This window comes from Gelatiniphilus marinus (assembly GCF_042684345.1).
Taxonomy (GTDB): Bacteria; Bacteroidota; Bacteroidia; order Flavobacteriales; family Flavobacteriaceae; genus Gelatiniphilus; species Gelatiniphilus marinus.
Map to the genome: position 1 here is coordinate 39,584 of NZ_JBHULK010000008.1, position 21,201 is coordinate 60,784.

Below are 21,201 nucleotides of genomic sequence, written 5' to 3' on the forward strand. Positions count from 1 at the left end.
ATATCTTGATTAATAATGAAATTCTTCGCTTTCTTTTTTGAAAGGGTATCTTTTTACCAGCAATGGTGCTTTTGTTAAAGCTGTAAATACTATAAATATAAACAACCCTGTAAAAAGCATTACGGAACTAATTTCTGGGATGCCTATAAACCATCTATCACCTACTGTTGCTGGCATAACCATAACATACACATCTAAGTAATGCCCGAATAGAATTACAATGCCCGTCATAACCACAAACCATGGAACACGTTTGTAATCGGCATTCATTAACATTAAAATGGGGAACACAAAATTAAGTGCCACCATACCTAAGAACGGTAATTGGTAATCTTGAAAACGCGATACAAAATAGGTAACCTCTTCTGGTATGTTTGCGTACCAAATAAGCATAAATTGAGAGAACCATAAATAGGTCCAGAAAATACTAAATGCAAACATGTATTTAGCAACATCGTGTAAATGGTTTTCGTTAACAAAATCTAAATAGCCTCTAGATTTTAAGTAAATAGACAGTAGTGCGATAACGGTAATGCCACTTACAAACATACTAGCAAATACGTACCACCCGAATAATGTTGAGAACCAGTGCGGATCTAAACTCATAATCCAATCCCAAGACATTATAGATTCGGTAAAAATAAAGAACACCAAAAAACCTGCAGCGATACGGAACGATTTTTTAAAGTTCCTGTTATCTTGGGCGGTATCTTGTGCTATTGAAAATTTACGTGAGAAATGGCGGTATAAACTCCAACCGGCTATAAATATTAGGCCTCTAATAACAAACCAGGGCAAATTTAACCAACTTGATTTATTTTGGATTAGTTTATCGTGGGCAACCACTTCTGGATCCATCCAAATAAATAAATTATAGTGGCCTATGGTTCCGGAAGCTACGGCTATTAACAACACAATTAATGCCCCGGGCAATAGGTATGCTGTAATGCCTTCCATAACTCTGAATAGCACGGGCGACCAACCTGCTTGCGATGCAATTTGAATGGCATAAAAAGCGAGAACGCCCAAAGCAATCATCATAAAAAAGAAGGCTGCCACGTATAAAGAAGCCCATGGCCTATTTGCTATTTGATGCTGTACGTGTTTTACATGTTCGGCATGTGCGTCTGCTTTATTATCATTTGTATCGTGTGATACTGTTTCGCTGTGTGTCGCTTCTTCTCCATGGCTATTACCATGGGATTCTTCTGTAAGTAAGTGCTCTACTTCTTCAAAAGATTTATGAGATGTGGCAAAACTAATTCCAACTCCAACAGCTCCTAAAACCATTAGAATGATAGAAAATGTTTTTAATTTATTTGAAAATGTGTACATATCTATATAATCTTATCTTCTTACTTTTCTAAATCTTCCTTTAGCTTCAACACGTATGAAACGACTTGCCATCGCTCTTCTTCGTTTAATTGGTTAGCATAAGAACCCATGGCATTTTTACCGTAATAAATAGTGTGGTAGGTACTACCGGCGTTTATGGCACGACCTACATCGCTAAAACTTGGGATACCAAGAATTTTTTCGCGTTGCACTAATTTACCTTGGCCGTCTCCTTTATTGCCATGGCAAATGCCACAGTAAATATCGTAAAGTTCTTTACCTCGTTTAAAATCTACTTGTAAAGAATCCAACGGATTAGCTAATGTTGCTTTTGCCAACTCGTAACCTGCTGTGGTGTTTTCAATATCGAAAGGTATATGCCCTCTAGCCACAGAGCCTTTTGCTGGTAATTGTGCTTGCATACCATTTGGGAAAGCAGCTTCTCCATAGGTTTCGTAACCTTCAGATTCGTACATGTTTGGCATAAACTGATAGTTAGGCTCGCTTTTGTTAAAGCAGGATGTTGCCGATAACAACAATACTGCTACAAAACTTATATGTTTTAAGTTCTTCATATTAATGTGCGTCTTCTTTATCAATAATATTAATCTCGACTGCTCCGGTTTCTTTAAGTAGGTTTTCTAGTTCATCGGTATTGCCATGAACTGCAATTTCCATTAAAAAATGATCGTCGGTGGTTCTAGGGTCTGGGTTTTCGGCTTTTTTAAAGGGCCACATTCTACTGCGCAAATAAAAGGTAATTACCATTAAATGGGCTGCAAAAAATACGGTAAGCTCGAACATAATAGGTACAAATGCGGGCATGTTTTCCAGATAGCTAAAGCTTGGTTTTCCTCCTATGTCTTGGGGCCAATCTTCAATCATAATATAATCCATCATAACCACAGATACTACCAGACCTACCAAACCGTACAAAAAAGCGGTAATGGCAATTCGCGTTGGCGCCAACCCCATGGCTTTATCTAGTCCGTGTACGGGAAACGGCGTATATATTTCTTCAATGTGATGTTTTTGTGCCTTTACCGATTTTACGGCAGACATTAAAATATCATCATCGGTATAAATAGCGTGAATAACTTTTGAAGCTTCCATTGACTCTATTTCTTTCTAGTTTATTAATTTTTTAGCTTGCCCAGACCAATCGTCGCGTTCTGCGCGCCCTGGGAAAGCCCCTGTAATGTCGTCTAATAAATCATATTCTCTTTTGGTCATTTTGCTTACCTGTAGGTAAGTAAAAACACCAAAGCTGTTAAGTACACCTTCCATTTTAGGGCCAATACCCTTAATCACTTTTAAATCGTCTGGTGTTTGTAAGGCTGGATCGAATTTGCCTATGCCCTGTAATAGGTTGTCTAACTTTTCGGAATTATTTGGATTAAGATTGTCCTCTGCTGTTTCTTGGGTTGTTTTTATACTTGATGTTCTTTGGTCTGCGCCTGTACCTACTAAGCTATCACCTCGTTCTCTAATGTTTTTATAGCGCTCTCCAGATGATTTTAAAATGGTTTTTACTTCCGCTTGAGCGATAATAGGAAAGGTTCTTGAGTACAATAAGAAGAGTACAAAGAAAAACCCAATGGTTCCTATAAACGTGCCAATATCTACAAAGGTTGGCGAAAACATGGTCCATGAAGATGGCAAATAGTCGCGGTGCAATGAGGTTACAATGATTACAAAACGCTCAAACCACATGCCAATATTTACTATAATAGATATGATGAAGGAGAACATGATAGATGTTCTTAATTTCTTGAACCACATAAGTTGCGGAGAAAACACGTTACAGATCATCATCGACCAATAAGCCCAGGCATAAGGCCCTGTTGCTCTGTTTAAAAAGGCGTATTGTTCGTATTCTACACCAGAATACCAAGCAATAAACAACTCTGTAATATAGGCCACACCAACTATTGAACCTGTAATCATAATAACAATGTTCATTAATTCGATGTGCTGTAGGGTAATATAGTTTTCAAGGTTACACACTTTCCTCATAATAATAAGCAGGGTGTTTACCATGGCAAATCCAGAGAATACAGCACCCGCAACAAAATATGGAGGAAAAATGGTAGTATGCCAACCTGGTATTACCGATGTGGCAAAATCGAACGATACAATGGTATGTACAGAAAGCACCAAAGGTGTTGCTAAACCGGCAAGCACTAAAGATACTTCTTCAAAACGCTGCCAATCTTTTGCCCTGCCAGACCATCCAAAACTTAATAAAGCATATATTTTCTTTTGGAAAGGCTTTATAGCTCTATCGCGTAACATGGCAAAATCTGGCAATAAACCTGTCCACCAGAATACTAAAGATACCGATAAGTAAGTTGAAATTGCAAATACGTCCCAAAGCAATGGTGAGTTGAAGTTTACCCATAGCGATCCAAATTGATTGGGAATAGGCAGTACCCAATAGCCTAACCAAGGGCGCCCCATGTGGATAAGCGGAAACAGGCCTGCTTGCACAACTGCGAAAATCGTCATCGCTTCAGCAGAGCGGTTAATGGCCATTCTCCATTTTTGGCGGAATAGTAAAAGTACAGCAGAGATAAGTGTTCCTGCGTGGCCAATACCAACCCACCAAACAAAATTGGTAATATCCCAGGCCCAACCAATGGTCTTGTTTAACCCCCAGGTCCCTATACCTGTTGATATGGTATAAATAATGCAACCAACTCCCCAAAGAAAAGCTGTAAGCGAAATACCAAAAACTATCCACCATTGTTTGTTTGCTTTTCCCTCTACAGGTCTTGCTACATCCACAGTAACATCGTGGTATGATTTTTCGCCGGTAACTAGAGGTCTTCTAATAGGTGCTTCGTAATGAGACGCCATTTTTTATTGTTTATTTGTTTATTCGTTTATTTGTTAGAATGTCTTTCAACTTTATAACAATTCCACTTTTTACTAAGATTTATGCTTCGGTTGTATTTCTCACTTTTGTTTGGTACTGTACATTAGGCTTGGTGCCCACATACTCTAACAAGTGATACATACGGTTATCTTCTTTAAGTTTTGCAACTTTACTGTCTTTATCGTTAATATCGCCAAATACCATAGCGCCATTGCTACAGGCCGAGGAACAAGCGGTTTGGAATTCGCCGTCTTTTATTTCGCGACCTTCACGTTTGGCGTCCATAATGGTTTTTTGTGTCATTTGAATACACATTGAACATTTTTCCATAACACCACGAGAACGCACAACCACATCCGGGTTTAACACCATGCGCCCTAAATCATCGTTCATATGATAATCGAACTCATCGTTACTTGAATATAAAAACCAGTTAAAACGACGCACTTTGTACGGACAGTTGTTTGCACAGTATCTGGTACCCACGCAACGGTTGTATGCCATGTGGTTTTGGCCTTGGCGACCATGCGATGTTGCTGCTACAGGGCAAACGGTTTCGCAAGGGGCGTGGTTACAGTGCTGACACATTACGGGTTGAAAAACAACTTGTGGGTTTCCGGCTGGATTTTCCATTTCTCCAAACTCACTCAAAGAGCTGCCCAAGCCCGATATGTTTTCTTTTTTATCAATATCTTTTGTAAAGGTTTCTTCAGATGAATAATACCTATCTATGCGCAACCAGTGCATATCGCGGCTTCGGCGCACTTCTTCTTTTCCTACAACGGGCACATTGTTTTCTGCATGGCATGCTATAACGCAGGCGCCACAGCCCGTACAGGCATTTAAATCGATGGATAGGTTAAAATGATGCCCAATAGAACGATCGAACTCGTCCCACAAATCCACCTCGGGAGATGTTACCGGTGTTTCTTTGTGATTTAAAGATACTTTTGGAACTACATTCCAACCGTGTTCTTTATCTTCTTTGTCGTAGGTATTAAATATTTCTAATGTGGTTTCTTTTATAATATCGCCACGACCCATTAGCGTATTGTGTAGCTGTACCGAAGCAAACTCGTGCTCTCCACTAGCAGCTTCAATAGTAACTGGCTGCACATTATTAAAGTTATTATACAATGCATAGGCGTTAACACCGGTTTGCATTTCTTCTTTTAAACCCAATGTTTTTCCGTAGCCAAAGGCTAAACCAACAGAGCCTTTTGCTTGCCCTGGCTGTATTATTACTGGGGCTTTAATAGTTGTGCCGTTTGCCGAAATATTGGCATAACTTCCGTTTAATCCTCCGGTGGCATCGTGTGTATTAACAATCCCCAACGCATCGGCATCGGCTTTAGACATGGTTAAGTAGTTGTCCCAAGAAGTTCTGGTTAATGGGTCCGGGAATTCTTGTAACCATGGGTTATTGGCCTGTTGGCCATCACCCATCCCTACTTTGGTATATAGGGTTAATTCGAATTCTGAATCGGTTTGTACAGATGCTGCTAAGGCTCTTGCTGCATTTCCTGAAGGGATTTCTACCTCTTCAGCTTCAACAGATTCGGAAGTGTTTGCGGTATCTGTTGCAAGGGTTCCAACATAAACCCCATCGTGTAATGCTTTATTAAAAGAACTTCCTGCTAAAATAGTTGTTCCCCAAGCGTCTTTTATATAATCGTGATAAGACTTATCGTTTCCTATCCATTTTAACAAAGCGTCCTGAAATTGTCTGGTATCAAACAAAGGACGTATGGTTGGTTGCGTTAAAGCATAATGTCCTTTCTTTAATTCGACATCGCCCCAAGATTCTAGATAATGCGGTGCTGCTGCGATATAATCTGTAAGTGTTGATGTTTCGTCTGCTTTCATAGAAAAAGTTACTGATAAATCAACTTTTTCTAATCCTTCGGCAAACTCTGAAGCATTGGGTAAGGTGTATATGGGGTTAACACCACTCATAATTAAGGCGCCAATAGTTCCCGCATTCATATCGGCAACTAATTTAGCGACTGCCTTATCGTTACCTTGTCTTGTTTTTATGGGTGTTTTAGCATCGAAAGCCTTACTGTTTAAGGCCTCATTAATTTCTAAAGCTACGGTTTGAGCGTTTACATCTTGAATTCCGGTAACTACAACACCGTTGCTTCCTGCCTTTTTTAGTTGAGCTGCTGCATTGCTAACTGCCTCTTCGATAGGTGTTGGCAAATCTGTTGCGGCAACAGATTGCCCTGAAATTAAACTATATAATTTAGCTAAAGCCGTTTTTTGCTGGCTTGGTGTTAGGGGCACGCGCTTATCGGCATTGGCTCCGGTTAAAGACATGTTAGATTCAAACTGGATATGGCGCGACATTTTACCTTTATTTGGCACTCTATTTTTAGAGTAGCCCGAATCAAATCCGCCCCCTTGCCAATCGCCTAAGAAATCGGCTCCCACAGAAACAATGGTCATCGCTTTAGAGAAATCGTAATTTGCCAATCCGCGTTCGCCGTATCTGGCTTGGTAAGCATCTAGTGCGGTAGATTCTGAAACGGCATCGTAAATTACATGGCGTACATTACCGTATTTTTCAGTAAATTCTGCAATTAACTTATTAGTTGAAGGGCTTGCAAATGTTTGTGTTAATAATACAATGTCTTTCCCAGAAGCTTTTGCAGCTTCTAAACCGCTCTTAACACCATTATCAAGATCACTCCAGTCAATATAGCTATCGCCATGAACGGGTGCTTGAATTCTTAAACTGTCGTACAATCCTAAAACCGATGCGTTAACCCTGGCATTAGCGCTACCATTAGTAGTTGCTAGGGTATTGTTTTCAATTTTTATGGGGCGCCCCTCGCGTGTTTTTACCAAAACACTTGCAAAATCGAAACCGTCGGCAATGGTTGTTGCATAATAATTGGCAACACCAGGAATAATTTCGGTGGGTTGTACTACGTAAGGAATAGATTTAACAACAGGCCCTTCGCAGGCAGCAAGAGATGCCGCAGCAGTACTAAAACCAACATATTTTAAGAAATCGCGACGTGTTGTTGAGGTTGCTTCTAAGGTGCTTTTATCGCCTAAAAATTCATCTGTTGGAATTTCTTCAACAAACTCGTTTTGCTTTAGCGTCTCAACAATAGAGCTGTTTTCGTTTAGCTCTTCAACACTTTTCCAGTATTTCTTGTTTGATGACATATTGTATAATTGAATTACTTCTTATTTATTTTTACTTTTTTCGCTTTCGCGGAAATCAATACTAACTATTTAAAGTTTTCCGCATGTATTTTGATTTGGCTCGGTAACTGAGCGGAAAAAATTTAAATTAATAATGGCACTTACCACATTCCAATCCTCCCATTTGGGCAGGTGTTAATTTATCTACGCCGTATTTTTTTGAAAGCTCTTTGTGTATTTTCTCGTAATAGGCATTATCCTCAACCTTAACATTTGATGTTCTGTGGCAATCTATACACCAGCCCATGGTTAATGGGGCGTGTTGGTACATAACTTCCATTTCTTCTACTGGCCCATGGCAAGTTTGGCACTCGATACCTGCAACCGTAACGTGCTGTGCATGGTTAAAATACACAAAATCCGGTAAATTATGAATACGCACCCACTTAACAGGTTGGGTTTCTCCTGTGTATTCTTGCTCTTCATCATCCCAACCTACTGCGGCATATAACTTTTTAATTTCGGCATTGTAATCTACCCCTATTTTCAGGCCTTCAGCTTGTGTTTCTGGAGCCACTTCGTAGATGGATTTATGGCAGTTCATACAAACATTTAAGGAAGGAATTCCAGAATGTTTTGAAGTTCTTGCCGATGAGTGGCAATATTTACAATCGATACCATTATCGCCTGCATGTATTTTGTGCGAGTAATGGATAGGCTGCACGGGCTCGTAACCCTGGTCTATACCAATTTGCATAAAATAACCAAATGCAAAATAGGCACTGGCCAACAAAAAGAATATGGCCACAACTAGCATTAAAAACTGATTTTGCACAAAAGCCTTCCATAAAGGAGTTCGGTTAGCTTGGTCTTCAAAATCAATATTTTTTGCTGCAGCAAACCTGCGCAAAGTTTTGTTTACTAAATACAAGCCCATGGCCAATAAAGCAAACAAAATAGCCAAGGCCCCCAATATTATTTGGTTTGAAATGCCTCTGGCACCTCCGGCGGCTTCTTCGGCGGCCACTGCTGTTTCTGTTACTACGGGCGCTTTCTTTTCTTGGGCCGTGTAAGCGAGTATATCGTCTAAATCCTTATCAGATAATTGCGGAAACGCTGTCATTGGCTCGCCATTGTATTCGTTGTAAATCTTGTTGGCATAAGCATCGCCGGCTTTAATCAAGCCCGCGCTGTTTTTAATCCAAGCGTATATCCAATCTCTATCCAAGCCTTCTTCGTTGGCCAATCGTTGCTCGAAGTTGCGTAGCGCTGGCCCTGTCATTTTTTTGTCTAAACTATGGCAAGCCGCACAATTGGTGTTAAATAAGGATTTTCCTTTTACTGGATCGCCTTCTTGAGCCGAAAGAGAATTTGTGAATGCTAGTAAAATAATGAACCCAAAACGAAGACTATTTGTGGTGAGTTTGCGGTAAATTACCTGTATCATATTTTTGGTTGAATTAACTTCTAAACTTTGGTATGATTTTTTCATTTAAAAATACAGAAAAGAAACAGTTAAAAAAATCTCTAACAAAAGTAATATTAAAAGTCGATTTTATAAATGTTACAGAAGTGTTAATTATCAATTTAGAGGGATTCTAAATAACAAAAAGCGTCCTGTTTTAGTTTATAACTTATACATTTGCATAAATTTCTAAACTTATGAAAACCACAAATCTCAATTTACTAACATTTGTCATAGTTTTTTTTATATTTACAACAGCTAATTGCTTTGCCCAAGAAGGACATGTTGTTATAAACCAAGATAAAAATATCTCTAAACTGTTAGCTCTAAAAAAAGAGCTTAATAAAGACGAAAAAATATCTGACCGCTATAAAATACAGATACACAGCGGAAACAGGGCCAGTGCATTGGCCGCACAAAAAGAATTTGGCTCTATTTATGCCAACTGGTATTCTAAAATTGTTTTTGATACGCCGAACTTTAAAATATGGGCAGGAAATTTTAGAACACGTTTAGAAGCCGATAGGGCTTTAAAAAGAATTAAAAAAAACTTTCCTTCTGCGTTTATCTTCAAGCCGAAAAAGGAAAACAGCTAAAAAAACCCATTAATCAATTGTTAAGAAACAACGCTTTGCTTTTATATATTTTAGGTTTTTAGCCCTTTTTTGTGCAACATAGCTTTAAGGGCTTCTGTTACCTTTTTTGAATTTCCAATAAAAATAGCATTTTCTACAATAATAACCGGCCGACTTAAAAAAGTGTAGTGTTCTAAGATGTAATGCTTATAATCGCGCTCTTCAAGATTTTGGTTTTTTAAACCCATCTCCTTGTAAAGTTTAGCGCGTTTGCTAAAAAGCGCTTCGTAGCTTCCTGAAAGCGCTTTCATTTGCTCTAACTGCTTAACCGTTATCGCTTCGGATTTAACATCTTGCAAAACAAAATCCGAGGGCAAATCCAATGCTTTTAAAATTCTAACACAGGTGCTACAGGTTTTTAAATAGTACACTTTTTTCATATTGAATTTAATTTTTTGGTTGGCATGAATCTAAAGAATTCCAACAACAAATTAAACCAATTATAGCATAAATACTATATTTATCGAAAAAATAAATATTCATGGATTTTACTTTTCGGGTTTTAAACAATACACGAACTATTTTGTCTGAAATAATAGACAATACTTCGTTGAAAGATTTGAACACAGTACCTAAAGGCTTTAACAACAATGTTATTTGGAACATCGCCCACATCGTGGTTTCAGAGCAATTGTTGGCCTACAGGCTATCGGGCCTGCCTTCTATGGTTTCAGACGAAATGATTGACAAATACAAAAAAGGAACCAAACCCGAAGGCCCTGTAACCCAACAGGAAGCAAACCAGATAAAAGGCTTATTGCTTTCTGCACTGAAAAACACAAAAACCGATTACTACAATGGCGTTTTTAAAAACTATAATGCCTATACCGTTTCTACAACCGGAAACACTTTAAACACTATTGATGAGGCGCTGCAGTTTATACTTACCCACGAGGGCATTCATTACGGTTATATTTTGGCGCTCTTAAAAGCTATTAAAAACTAGGTAAGATTTGGCGTCTTCAAAAGGAATACTAAATTCTATAATACCAGCTGAGTGTGGTGCAATTTCGTATGTGTTGTAAAGCAAAATAATACCATCGTCACTGTATCCTATATTTTTTGGAAGCTGAAAATTATCGCTGCTAAAAAGAAGATCTTTGTCTTTTACTGAAGCTTCAAAATGTTTTTTGGCAATAGCTTTAAAACCTTCAATATCTATGAATAATTTAGGCGTATCTATTAATTTTCCGGTTGCCGCTTCAAAATTTAAAAAGGAAATATTCAACACCCCATGAGCGCCGCCAGTATTAGTATAAGACGTTAACGAAACACATATAATATCTGGTGTTTTAAAAATAACCTCGCCATCTATTTGAGCCTCCCAGCTATGTGCGCTTTCAGGGAATTGGGCAATAAAATCAGTATATTCGTTATTAAAACTATCAATGCTTCCTTTAACAGATTCTAAATTGGCTACATTAGGCTCTCTAATTTGAAGCGTTTTAATAACATAGCCCTCGATAGCTGAATTTATAGATTTTGCAGCACTTGTATTTTGGCTTGCCAAAGGAATATTAACATCAACAATACGGTTGTTTTCTGAAGTGATATTTGTTTCTGAAAAGGTAATTAACACATCATTCTCACAGCTAAAAAGCATCCAAAAAAAACACGCAATTAAAAGGTATCTCTTTTTTAACATAAGTAAATTATAAACTTGTGCTAAAGGTAATTATTGCATTTGAATTGAAAAAGCTATTTTAAATAGTTTATAAAAGCTTTAGTAGAAATAGAGATGCCAACAATAAAAATTGTTCGGGGCAAGCCCAAGATGCATTATTGCCCATAACTATAGGCACAAAAAGGCAAAAAACAGTGCAAGCCAGAGAGTTTTAAACTTATAAACTTAATAAAAGTGGTTATAAAATTTGATAGAAACAATTATTTTTATGGGCCAAATAAAAGCTACTTTTGTACAAAAGAGAACAAAGCATGAAATTTAACACAAAGGTTATACACGGCGGGCAAAAGCACGATTTGGCTTACGGTGCAGTTATGCCGCCTATTTACCAAACAACAACCTACGCCCAAACTACCCCTGGCGGGCATAAGGGCTTCGAATATTCCAGATCGCACAACCCAACTAGAAACGCCCTGGAAAACGCTTTTGCTAGTATTGAAAACGGTAACTACGGACTTGCCTTTGGCTCTGGCCTTGCAGCAATTGATGCCGTTATAAAACTTTTAAAACCTGGAGACGAAGTGGTTTCTACTAACGATTTGTACGGTGGTTCGTTTAGGTTATTTACAAAAATATTTAAGGGTTTTGGCATTAAATTTCATTTTATAGGCATGGAAAATGCCAAAAACATTGAAGGGTACATTAACACCAATACAAAACTTATTTGGGTTGAAACACCAACAAACCCCATGATGGCTATTATTGATATTAAAGCAGTAGCTGCATTAGCTAAAAAACACAAGGTTCTGTTAGCTGTAGATAATACCTTTGCTACGCCCTATTTACAACAACCATTAAATTTGGGAGCAGACATTGTAATGCATTCGGCAACTAAATACCTTGGCGGACATAGCGATGTGGTTATGGGCGCATTGGTTGTAAAAAACAAAGATTTGGCAGACAAGCTGTATTTTATACAAAACGCAAGTGGTGCTATTTGTGGGCCGCAAGATAGCTTTTTAGTGTTACGAGGCATAAAAACATTACACGTAAGAATGCAGCGCCATTGCGAAAACGGTAAGGCTGTAGCTGAGTACTTGGCAAACCACCCTAAAATTGAAAAGGTATATTGGCCCGGGTTTGAACAGCATCCAAATCATCAAATCGCTAAATCGCAAATGAAAGCTTTTGGAGGTATGATTTCGTTTACCTCTAAAGGAAACAATTTTGAAAAGGCTATTAAAATAGTTGAAAATTTAAAGGTGTTTACTTTGGCAGAATCTTTAGGCGGTGTAGAGTCGCTTTGCGGACATCCTGCAAGCATGACGCACGCTAGCATACCAAAAGAAGAACGCGAAAAAACAGGGGTTGTAGATTCGTTAATTAGACTAAGCGTAGGTATTGAAGATATTGATGATTTAATTGCCGACTTAAAACAAGCCTTAGGTTAGAAAACAAAAAACCTACAACTGAGCTTTCAATTACGGGGTTTTTATTTGTTAATTAATTTGTGTTTAATCTAAATAATAAATGTAACCAACATTTACCCACACAAGCCAATCGTTGTGTTTGTTATATTGCAGTTTGTGGTTTAGGCCATCTACCCAATCGCTAAAGTAATATTGAAACCTAAAATCCAGCATTAAATCAGATAACTTGTCCAGCTTATAGCGCACACCCACACTACTAACCATAGACCATGTACTACCTCCGTTTACGTTAATGGGATATGGGTCTAGTGCAGGATCAAAATTATCAAACCAATGCGAATAAATATTAGCCTGATCGAAAACCCCTCTATAATTAGGGTCGGCAGTATTACCATAGGTTGTACTCGCTTTTGGGCTAAAAGAAGTATAATGCACACCTAAGCTTGCAAAAGGCGCAAACCTAAAGGCAAACGCCTGAAAATCCCTAATGCTCCTCGGGAAAAACTCAATCTGGGTTCCAATATCAAGATTTTGTGCAATTCCAGAATGCGCTCTTAGCTTATCGGCATTAACGGTAATTCTATTGGGGTTTACCCATTCTCCATGATGGTTTAAAGTGGTTTTATTCCAAGATATTTCGTTTCTAATCTTAAAATGGTCGTTAAAATAGGTATCGGTGGTATAGCAGTTACAATCTGCTCTGTAAGAAAAGTTTATATAATGTACAATACCAAAACCAAAACCAGAATTACCAAAATTGGTTTTTACATCATCACGACTGCCAAAATCAGATCTAAATTCTACTGGACCAGTTATAACACCTATTTCGTGAGAAAAGCCTAATTGGGAATATGCTGTTTGAGATACAACAAACAAGCACATAGCAAAAGCTAAATGTTTCAAGTTAAGCATAAACAAGGTTTTGTTTTTTTGAGGCATTATCAGGACAAATATATAAAAATGCAATTAACAAACAAACATTTATCTATTTTGCAACAAAACTGCAAAAAAATTAAATAAAAACAACTTTTAAAGGCAAAAAAATGCGATTTCAATTATTAATTACCTTTAAAAACCAAGGCAATCGCAAATTACAAAAAAAAAGCGGGCTAAAACCCCAAAAAAAAGAAGAGAGTTTTTTTAAGATAGTGTATATTAGTGGCCTTAAATCAATTTTCCAATAAAAATAAAAGCAATTTTATTAATGAAAAACATCATCGAAGACTTTTTAGAACTTGTAAACAAAAGAAACAATCACGAACCAGAATTCCTGCAAGCCGTTGAAGAGGTTGCAGAATCCATAATCCCATTTATTGTAAACAACAAGAATTATTACGGAAAAAACATACTTCTTAGAATGGTAGAACCAGAGCGTTTAATTTCGTTCAGGGTTTGCTGGATGGACGACCAAGGAGAGATACAAGTAAACCGGGGTTATCGTGTACAGATGAATTCGGCCATTGGGCCATACAAGGGCGGCTTGCGTTTTCATCCTACGGTTAATGCCAGCATCCTTAAGTTCTTGGCTTTTGAGCAAGTGTTTAAAAATGCTTTAACCACTTTGCCTATGGGCGGTGGCAAAGGCGGTTCGGATTTCGATCCCAAAGGCAAATCTGATGACGAAATTATGCGTTTTTGCCATGCCTTTATGACTGAACTGTTTAGGCACATTGGCTCCAATACCGATGTGCCTGCTGGCGATATTGGTGTTGGCACTAGAGAAGTAGGCTATTTATTTGGAATGTACAAAAAGCTAAGAAACGAATTTACTGGCGTTTTAACCGGCAAGGGGATCTCTTGGGGAGGCTCTTTAATTCGTCCGGAAGCAACCGGCTACGGCACGGTGTATTTTGCAGAAAAAATGTTAGAAACAAAAGGCGATAGCTTTAACAACAAAACAGTTGTTGTTTCCGGATCTGGAAATGTGGCACAATACGCTGTTGAAAAAGCATTAGAGCTGGGCGCTAAAGTATTAACAATGTCTGATTCTTCAGGATACATAATAGACTCAAACGGTATAGATTCAGAAAAATTGGCCCATGTGATGGAATTAAAAAACGTTAAAAGAGCCAGAATTTCAGAATATATAGAAAAATACCCCAATGCAGAATTTGTAAAAGGCAAAACACCTTGGGGCGTTACCTGCGATATTGCATTGCCATGCGCCACACAAAATGAACTTGACCAGGCCGATGCCGAAACACTAATTAAAAACGGATGTATATGTGTAAGCGAAGGCGCTAACATGCCTTCAACCAGAGGAGCTATGGGTGCCTTTCACAAAGCCAAAATATTATACGCACCAGGAAAAGCATCAAATGCCGGCGGTGTTGCAACTTCTGGACTAGAGATGACCCAAAACTCGTTAAGGCTCTCATGGACACGAGAAGAAGTTGATAACAAATTAAAAGAAATTATGTGCAACATCCACGATTCTTGCATTAAGTACGGCAAGGAAGAAGACGGTTATATAGATTATGTTAAAGGAGCAAATATCGCAGGTTTTGTTAAAGTAGCCGATGCTATGTTGGCGCAGGGTGTGGTTTAAAATTAACTGTAATATAAAAGACCAAAAAGCTTCTGGTATCCCAGAAGCTTTTTTTTGTGTTCAATACATTATTTTTTCAGCTTTAAAACAGCATGCAATTAATATATTAAAACATCCTTTATATTGGCATCTTCTTGATATTCAGTATCGGTATTAACCTTCCATAAATCTGTTGGATTGTTATTTGTTATTTTATTGGCTGCTAAAAGCCCCATTAAAATAGAGTGATCTTGATTATTATACTTAAATGCCCCATAGCGTCCTATAGGCATTAAACCCTCAACGTCTTTTAAACAATCTATGACTATATCTAGTTTTTTCATATATCCAGTTTCATAAACAGGGTAACATTTTGGAACCCGAATAACTTTAGAATTGATAATTTTGTATTTTTTTGGCATAAGGTTGATATCAGAAAGTTCTTTCTTTGCCATTTTTATCAGGTCATTATCGTTGGCACTCCACATTTTGTCTTTTTCAAAACACCAAAACTCCAAAGCTAAAATAGCAGTGTTTTTATCCTTGTTTAAAGTTGGGCACCAGTTTCTAAAGTTTGTTACCCTTCCTAATTTAACTTCTGGAGCGTGGATATACAACCAATTATCTGTAAATAGGTTTATTGTATCTACTTCAAAATAAACCAAGATGGTATTTCTAAAATAAAGCGAATTAACGGCTTCTTTTACCTTTTTGGGAAGATGGCCCAAACCATTTACCAAATTGGTTAACGGCATGGTGGAAATAACGTAATCGGCTTTAATTACAGAGCCATCGGTTAATTCTACACCGCTAACCTTTTTATTGCCTTTATCGAGCAAAACTCTTTTTACGGGTGAGTTAAGAGCTATTTCTCCATTTTTCTTTTTAATTGATTCAGCTGCGCGTTCATATAATGTGCCGGTGCCATTGTTGGGGTAGGCAAATTGATCGACCAATGTTTTATGCTTATGCCCTTGGTTATTAAAAATTGAAGAAATTACGGCTTGAACCAATGAAAGTGTTTTTATTCTTTGTGCTGCCCAATCTGCATCAATTTGGGTACATTTTATTCCCCAAAGTTTTTCACTGTAATTTTTAAAAAATATGGAATATAGCTTTTCTCCAAACCTATTGCTTATCCATTCTTCTAAATTTTTTGGGTTTTTAATGGGAAAAAAAACTCTAACCAAATAATGCCAAAGAATTTGAAAAATAGTGACTAATGATAGGTTTTTTAAAACATTGCCAAATTTTAATGGATACTGAAAATATTTACCACTATAATATATTCGGGTTTGCCTATTTACAAGTGTAAAATCATCTTTTATCAATTCATTAAAAAAGGCATTCACCTCTTTTTGTTTAGAAAAAAAACGATGTGGCCCCAAATCTACTGTTTGCCCCCATAAATCAAAACTCCTAGACATGCCACCCACATGGTTGCTGGCTTCTAATACAATAACCTCGACCCCTTTTTTGCTTAACTCGTGCGCACTACTAAGTCCTGCGGGGCCAGCACCAATAACAATGGCTTTTTTCATTTATAAATATTAAAAATAGAATAGGCTGCCAATATACAATATATGTGTTTATAAAGAACGGGAAACTAAACCCTGCTTAAAAACCTGTAAAGGTTTCTTTTTTCTTGAAAAACCCAAAACAGCGAAAAGCAAATAAATGGGCAATACCGAAACTAAAAACCTTGATGCGCCAATTAAGCCGGTTAAAACCGTTATATATGCGATGATAAAAAGCATAAACCAAAATACTTTTGGTGCTGTTTTGTAATTATTTTTCCAAAATAGAGCGAACCCAATTAATTTTAATATATTGAATAACATCAAAATAGGTATAATAATTATTATTATGAGAGGCTGTACTTTTAAATAGTTAAATACTCCTGAAAAACCTTCTTTATAATAGGCTTTTAAAAAACCTTCTCCTACCTGTTTGTCTAATTCAAAAAAATTATATATATCAAATCTTCCGGGGTCTAAAAACATTTTAAATGCACCCTTAAAATGCATATAGATGTAACTTAACCAATCTTTTTTTAAATAATTTAAGCATAAATCTCTAGTTGCATTTTGTTGTTCGGCATAGGTAGTTTCTTTACTGGCTTTTTGGGTAATTTCCGTTCTAATTTTATCAGCATAGTCTTCACCGTATTTATAGGTTTGAAAATAATATAAATTCCAGTTTTTTAAATTTATATTTTGAATGCTGGAAAACTCAAAACTGCCCGTTCTTTGGTAATTCCAATCCATATATAATAGGCATGCAATAAGTGGTATTAATGAAAATAGAAATGCTTTTTTTATGTACTTGGTTAACCAAACACATAAAATAATGTTAGGTAAAACAAACAAATAAAAAACAGGTTTTGTTAAAAACAGCAAAACAATTACAATCTGAAAACATAATAAATGATGTGCCTTGTTTTTAGTGATTAAGTGATGAAATAAGTAACACAATAAAATGATTAAGAATTGAAACAAGATTTCGCTCATCAGAAAGTTTGAATAAATAAACTGACTTACAGAGGTTAACAGAAAGAGAACTAAAATATTTTGATTTATTTGTTTGTAGTATTTCTTGAACAACTTAACACATAAAAAAACACTTACTATTGAAAGTGTATTTTGGGCAATTAAAACGCTAATTTCCGAATTTAAAAAAAAAGAAAATATGAGTATGAATAAGCTATATATTGGTGGTCTTTTTGTATAATGCTCAAAATTTATTTCAGTGCCAAAACGACCCGAATAAAACTCAAAGCTGTTTTTTATGTTTTCGGCTAAACCGTAATACTCGTATGAATCAGCTAAATAAAAATTTCCTAATGAGATTTTAATAATAAAAAAAACAAAGTGTGTTAATATTATAATTACAAATAACTTTTTATTCAAATTAAAAAAAGACAGATAAGAGCTCAATAGATTGTTAATTTAAAGCAGAAGTTTTCGTTCTTAATTAACAAATCTAATTTATTTTTAAATGAAACAAGATCTTTTATCAATTAACTTTAAAGCATAATATACATTATACTAAGTATTTGTCGTTAGATATAAATATATTTGAATTTTTAAATCACCTATGATTAAGAAACTTGCTGTATCAATACTTTTTTGCATCCCCTTGTTGCCTTTAGCCCAAGATTTCTCGGCACTTTGGCAAGGACATTTCTCATACAACAACATAAAAGATGTTGCAAAAGGCAACAACAAAATTTATGCAGCTTCAGAAAACGCCATTTTTAGTTTAGACTTGCAAACCAACGAGTTAAGCACGCTAACTACTGTAAACGGATTGTCTGGAGAAACCATTTCAACCCTATATTACAGCGACGTTTATGGCTTGTTGCTTATTGGTTATGAAAATGGCTTGATAGAAATAGCTTTTGATGACGATGAAGACATTCTCTCCATTGTCGATATTATAGAGAAGCCCACCATACCGCCAACCAGCAAAAAAATCAATCATTTTAACGCTTATAACAATGTGGTTTATGTTTCTACCAACTATGGCATTTCTGTATTTGATATTGAACGTTTGGAATTTGGAGACACCTACTTTACAGGAAACTCGGGCACTCAAACAAGGGTTAACCAAACCGCTATTTTAGGCGATTATATTTACGCAGCCTGTTTAGATGGCAACGGTTTGAAAAAAGCCCCCTTATCCAGCCCCAATTTAATCGATTATCAAAACTGGCAAACGTTAAGTACTGGCGATTTTCTGGCCGTTCAACAAGCAGAGAACAGCTTATATGCCCTTAGAACCAACAGAAGAATGTATCGTGTGGCAAACGATGTTTTAACCGAGGTATTTCAATATCCCGATGCGCCAGTAGATATTAAAGCAACAGATAACCGGTTATTGGCAACCACAAAAAACAATGTTTTTATTTACGATAGCAGTTTCAATTTAATATCTCAAGCTAATGTAAATACAGCTTTTAATACCACGTTTACTTCAGCAATCACAGATTCAGAAACCATTTACATAGGCACAAAACATTTTGGTATTTTAAAAACATCTATATCAAATCCAACAGAATATGAAGAAATTCACCCCGATGGTCCGTTATTAAATATACCTTTTGCGATTCAATCTGGCGAAAACCAATTGTGGGTTACCTTTGGCGAGTACAATCTGTTTTACAACCCCTACCCTTTAAACAACAGAGGCATAAGCCAACTTAATAACGGAAGCTGGACAAATATACCCTACACCAATCTTTTTGACGCAAAGTGCCTAACCACCATTTCCATTAACCCAAGCAACAACAATCAAGTATTCATAGGGTCGTTTTTTAGCGGGCTATTAGAGGTTAATAACGCAATTCCATCTATGTTGTACAACCAAAGCAATAGTAGCTTAGAGTCTTTAATATTACCTTCCAACCCCAGTTATGTCGATATAAGGGTTGGAGCCTCTGTTTTTGATGAAAACGGCGTGTTATGGACCCTTACAAGTCAAGTTGAAAACGCCTTAAAATCATTCAACCCAAGTAACAACCAGTGGCAATCGTACAGTTTTAAGCAATTTAGGACCGAATTAGGCTTTCCTGAAATTACGGTAGGTAATGATGGCACCAAATGGATTGCTGGGTATTGGAACGGGCTAATAGGATTTAAAGAAAACGGAAACGCTCCATTAATAAAAAATATTAGTACCGAAGAAGAAAACATGCCCACTCATAATGTAACGGCTATTGCACTAGACAAAAGGAACCAATTATGGATAGGTACAGAAAGAGGGCTTAGAGTATTATACAACACCTCTAACTTTTTTACCGAAGAAAATATTCGTGCCGAAGAAATAATTATTGAAGAAGGCGGTATTGCAAAAGAGCTGCTTTTCGAGCAGAACATTAGGGACATAGAGGTAGATGGATCAAACAACAAATGGATAGGAACGGCAGACTCTGGCCTATTCTATTTCTCCTCAGACGGACAAAACACCATATTCCATTTTACAACAGATAATTCGCCAATACCGTCTAATACCATAAACGATATTTCTTTAGATGGCGCTAACGGCATTGTTTATATCGCAACAAACAAAGGCTTGGTATCTTTCCAATCTGGTGGCTCAAGCCCTTTAGGAGATTTAGAAAGCGCGTACATTTACCCAAATCCGGTAAGGCCAACTTTTAATATTGTTGAACAGAAAGTAAAAATTAAAGATATTTCTGAAAACGTAAACATAAAAATAACCGACATCGAGGGCAACTTGGTAGCCGAGGCCCAATCCAGAAACAACCAGAGATACCGTGGCTACAACCTTGAAATTGATGGCGGCACCGCCTATTGGAACGGAAAAAACCTCGCCAACAATGTAGTAGCCTCTGGGGTGTACCTGGTAATGCTATCAAACTTAGACACCTTTGAGACCAAAATGTTAAAATTAATGCTTATTAGATAATGCTGCTTAACACAAACGCCATAGTCTTATCTAAATTAAAGTACCGCGACAACGACTTAATCGTGAAATGCTATACCCAGCAATTGGGCGTGGTTGGTTTTTTATTGAGAGGCGTTTTAAAAAACAAAAAAGGACAATCTAAAGCCGCTTACTTTCAGCTATTAACCCAATTGCAGTTGGTAATTATCTACAAACAGAATCGCTCTTTGCAAATTATAAAAGAAGTAAAGTTAAACCAACTATACACCAGCTTGCACAGCCATGTTCTAAAAAGCGCCATAGCCATGTTTTTGGCCGAGGTTTTAGCAAATACATTAAACGAAGAAGAAGAGAACCAAACCTTATTTAGCTATATTGAAACCGCACTATTATGGCTTGATACGCAGCCCGAATACTCCAATTTCCATTTGCTTTTTTTGCTCAATCTTACCAAATATTTGGGTTTCTATCCAGAAGAAACAAACACAAGCTATCCGTACTTTAATTTATTGCACGGCAAATTCGAAAACCAACAACAAGGTAAATACTCTATTTCCGGAGAAAATTTAACACTTTTAAAAACCTTATTGGGCACAACATTTGATGGATTATCAACAGTTAAAATAAATGCCAAACAAAGACAATCGTTTTTAAGTATGATTTTGCTTTATTTTGAGTTACATTTGGGCGGTTTTAAAACCCCAAAATCACTGCAAATATTTAATCAGGTTTTTAGATAAAG

General features: G+C 36.8%; 17 protein-coding genes and 1 pseudogene. 6 read left to right on the forward strand and 12 right to left on the reverse strand.

The window, feature by feature from the left end:
- Nucleotides 1–9 precede the first annotated feature (9 nt).
- From ACFSQS_RS14745 to ACFSQS_RS14770, 6 genes are all read right to left on the reverse strand, one after another.
- A complete protein-coding gene (locus ACFSQS_RS14745) occupies nucleotides 10–1,335 on the reverse strand; it encodes a quinol:cytochrome C oxidoreductase (protein ID WP_388020693.1) in 1,326 nt (441 codons plus the stop codon).
- Between the two features lie 20 nt (nucleotides 1,336–1,355).
- Nucleotides 1,356–1,910, reverse strand: a complete 555-nt coding sequence (locus ACFSQS_RS14750) for a c-type cytochrome (protein ID WP_388020696.1) — start codon at nucleotides 1,908–1,910, stop codon at nucleotides 1,356–1,358.
- Between the two features lies 1 nt (nucleotide 1,911).
- Nucleotides 1,912–2,448 carry a DUF3341 domain-containing protein gene (locus tag ACFSQS_RS14755; protein WP_388020699.1) on the reverse strand — a complete coding sequence of 179 codons (537 nt, stop codon included), beginning with the start codon at nucleotides 2,446–2,448 and terminating at the stop codon, nucleotides 1,912–1,914.
- Between the two features lie 15 nt (nucleotides 2,449–2,463).
- Nucleotides 2,464–4,194, reverse strand: a complete 1,731-nt coding sequence (gene nrfD, locus ACFSQS_RS14760) for an NrfD/PsrC family molybdoenzyme membrane anchor subunit (protein WP_388020702.1) — start codon at nucleotides 4,192–4,194, stop codon at nucleotides 2,464–2,466.
- 79 nt (nucleotides 4,195–4,273) lie between these two features.
- Nucleotides 4,274–7,390: a TAT-variant-translocated molybdopterin oxidoreductase gene (locus tag ACFSQS_RS14765; RefSeq protein ID WP_388020705.1), complete on the reverse strand. Its 3,117-nt coding sequence runs from the start codon at nucleotides 7,388–7,390 to the stop codon at nucleotides 4,274–4,276.
- 127 nt (nucleotides 7,391–7,517) lie between these two features.
- Nucleotides 7,518–8,816, reverse strand: a complete 1,299-nt coding sequence (locus ACFSQS_RS14770) for a c-type cytochrome (protein ID WP_388020991.1) — start codon at nucleotides 8,814–8,816, stop codon at nucleotides 7,518–7,520.
- A gap of 215 nt (nucleotides 8,817–9,031) precedes the next feature.
- Here ACFSQS_RS14770 and ACFSQS_RS14775 point away from each other — a divergent pair, with 215 nt between their 5' ends.
- Nucleotides 9,032–9,430, forward strand: a complete 399-nt coding sequence (locus tag ACFSQS_RS14775) for an SPOR domain-containing protein (RefSeq protein WP_388020708.1) — start codon at nucleotides 9,032–9,034, stop codon at nucleotides 9,428–9,430.
- A 50-nt stretch (nucleotides 9,431–9,480) separates the two neighbouring features.
- On the opposite strand, the gene ACFSQS_RS14780 is transcribed toward ACFSQS_RS14775, so the two are convergent.
- Nucleotides 9,481–9,849: an arsenate reductase family protein gene (locus ACFSQS_RS14780; protein ID WP_388020711.1), complete on the reverse strand. Its 369-nt coding sequence runs from the start codon at nucleotides 9,847–9,849 to the stop codon at nucleotides 9,481–9,483.
- Between the two features lie 101 nt (nucleotides 9,850–9,950).
- Between ACFSQS_RS14780 and ACFSQS_RS14785 the strand changes: the two genes are divergently transcribed.
- Complete coding sequence (locus ACFSQS_RS14785) at nucleotides 9,951–10,415, forward strand: DinB family protein (protein WP_388020714.1); 465 nt, start codon at nucleotides 9,951–9,953, stop codon at nucleotides 10,413–10,415.
- Here ACFSQS_RS14785 and ACFSQS_RS14790 read toward each other — a convergent pair.
- The gene (locus tag ACFSQS_RS14790; RefSeq protein ID WP_388020717.1) at nucleotides 10,395–11,114 is read right to left on the reverse strand and encodes a DUF3298 and DUF4163 domain-containing protein; all 720 of its coding nucleotides are present in this window, start codon (nucleotides 11,112–11,114) and stop codon (nucleotides 10,395–10,397) included. The two genes, ACFSQS_RS14785 and ACFSQS_RS14790, sit on opposite strands and share 21 nt — an antisense overlap.
- A gap of 290 nt (nucleotides 11,115–11,404) precedes the next feature.
- Here ACFSQS_RS14790 and ACFSQS_RS14795 point away from each other — a divergent pair, with 290 nt between their 5' ends.
- Nucleotides 11,405–12,544 (forward strand): cystathionine gamma-synthase, encoded by a 1,140-nt coding sequence (locus tag ACFSQS_RS14795; protein WP_388020720.1) that lies wholly within the window; start codon nucleotides 11,405–11,407, stop codon nucleotides 12,542–12,544.
- A 63-nt stretch (nucleotides 12,545–12,607) separates the two neighbouring features.
- On the opposite strand, the gene ACFSQS_RS14800 is transcribed toward ACFSQS_RS14795, so the two are convergent.
- The gene (locus ACFSQS_RS14800) at nucleotides 12,608–13,435 is read right to left on the reverse strand and encodes a THC0290_0291 family protein (RefSeq protein WP_388020723.1); all 828 of its coding nucleotides are present in this window, start codon (nucleotides 13,433–13,435) and stop codon (nucleotides 12,608–12,610) included.
- 292 nt (nucleotides 13,436–13,727) lie between these two features.
- On the opposite strand from ACFSQS_RS14800, the gene gdhA reads away from it, so the two are divergent.
- Complete coding sequence (gene gdhA / locus ACFSQS_RS14805) at nucleotides 13,728–15,071, forward strand: NADP-specific glutamate dehydrogenase (RefSeq protein WP_388020726.1); 1,344 nt, start codon at nucleotides 13,728–13,730, stop codon at nucleotides 15,069–15,071.
- A gap of 98 nt (nucleotides 15,072–15,169) precedes the next feature.
- Here gdhA and ACFSQS_RS14810 read toward each other — a convergent pair whose 3' ends face one another.
- The 3 genes and pseudogenes from ACFSQS_RS14810 to ACFSQS_RS14820 form a co-directional block, all read right to left on the reverse strand.
- Nucleotides 15,170–16,591 carry an FAD-dependent oxidoreductase gene (locus tag ACFSQS_RS14810; RefSeq protein WP_388020729.1) on the reverse strand — a complete coding sequence of 474 codons (1,422 nt, stop codon included), beginning with the start codon at nucleotides 16,589–16,591 and terminating at the stop codon, nucleotides 15,170–15,172.
- A 48-nt stretch (nucleotides 16,592–16,639) separates the two neighbouring features.
- Entirely contained in the window at nucleotides 16,640–17,317 is a 678-nt protein-coding gene (locus ACFSQS_RS14815; RefSeq protein ID WP_388020993.1) for a hypothetical protein, read from the reverse strand.
- 18 nt (nucleotides 17,318–17,335) lie between these two features.
- Nucleotides 17,336–17,986 (reverse strand): annotated as a pseudogene (locus ACFSQS_RS14820) (glycosyltransferase family 39 protein); the annotation flags it as partial.
- Nucleotides 17,987–18,146: 160 nt separating this feature from the next.
- On the opposite strand from ACFSQS_RS14820, the gene porZ reads away from it, so the two are divergent.
- Nucleotides 18,147–20,480 carry a type IX secretion system anionic LPS delivery protein PorZ gene (porZ, locus tag ACFSQS_RS14825; protein WP_388020732.1) on the forward strand — a complete coding sequence of 778 codons (2,334 nt, stop codon included), beginning with the start codon at nucleotides 18,147–18,149 and terminating at the stop codon, nucleotides 20,478–20,480.
- On the forward strand, nucleotides 20,480–21,199 hold the full coding sequence (gene recO, locus ACFSQS_RS14830; RefSeq protein ID WP_388020735.1) for a DNA repair protein RecO: 720 nt from the start codon (nucleotides 20,480–20,482) through the stop codon (nucleotides 21,197–21,199). The genes porZ and recO overlap by 1 nt, the downstream gene beginning before the upstream one ends.
- Nucleotides 21,200–21,201: the final 2 nt, after the last annotated feature.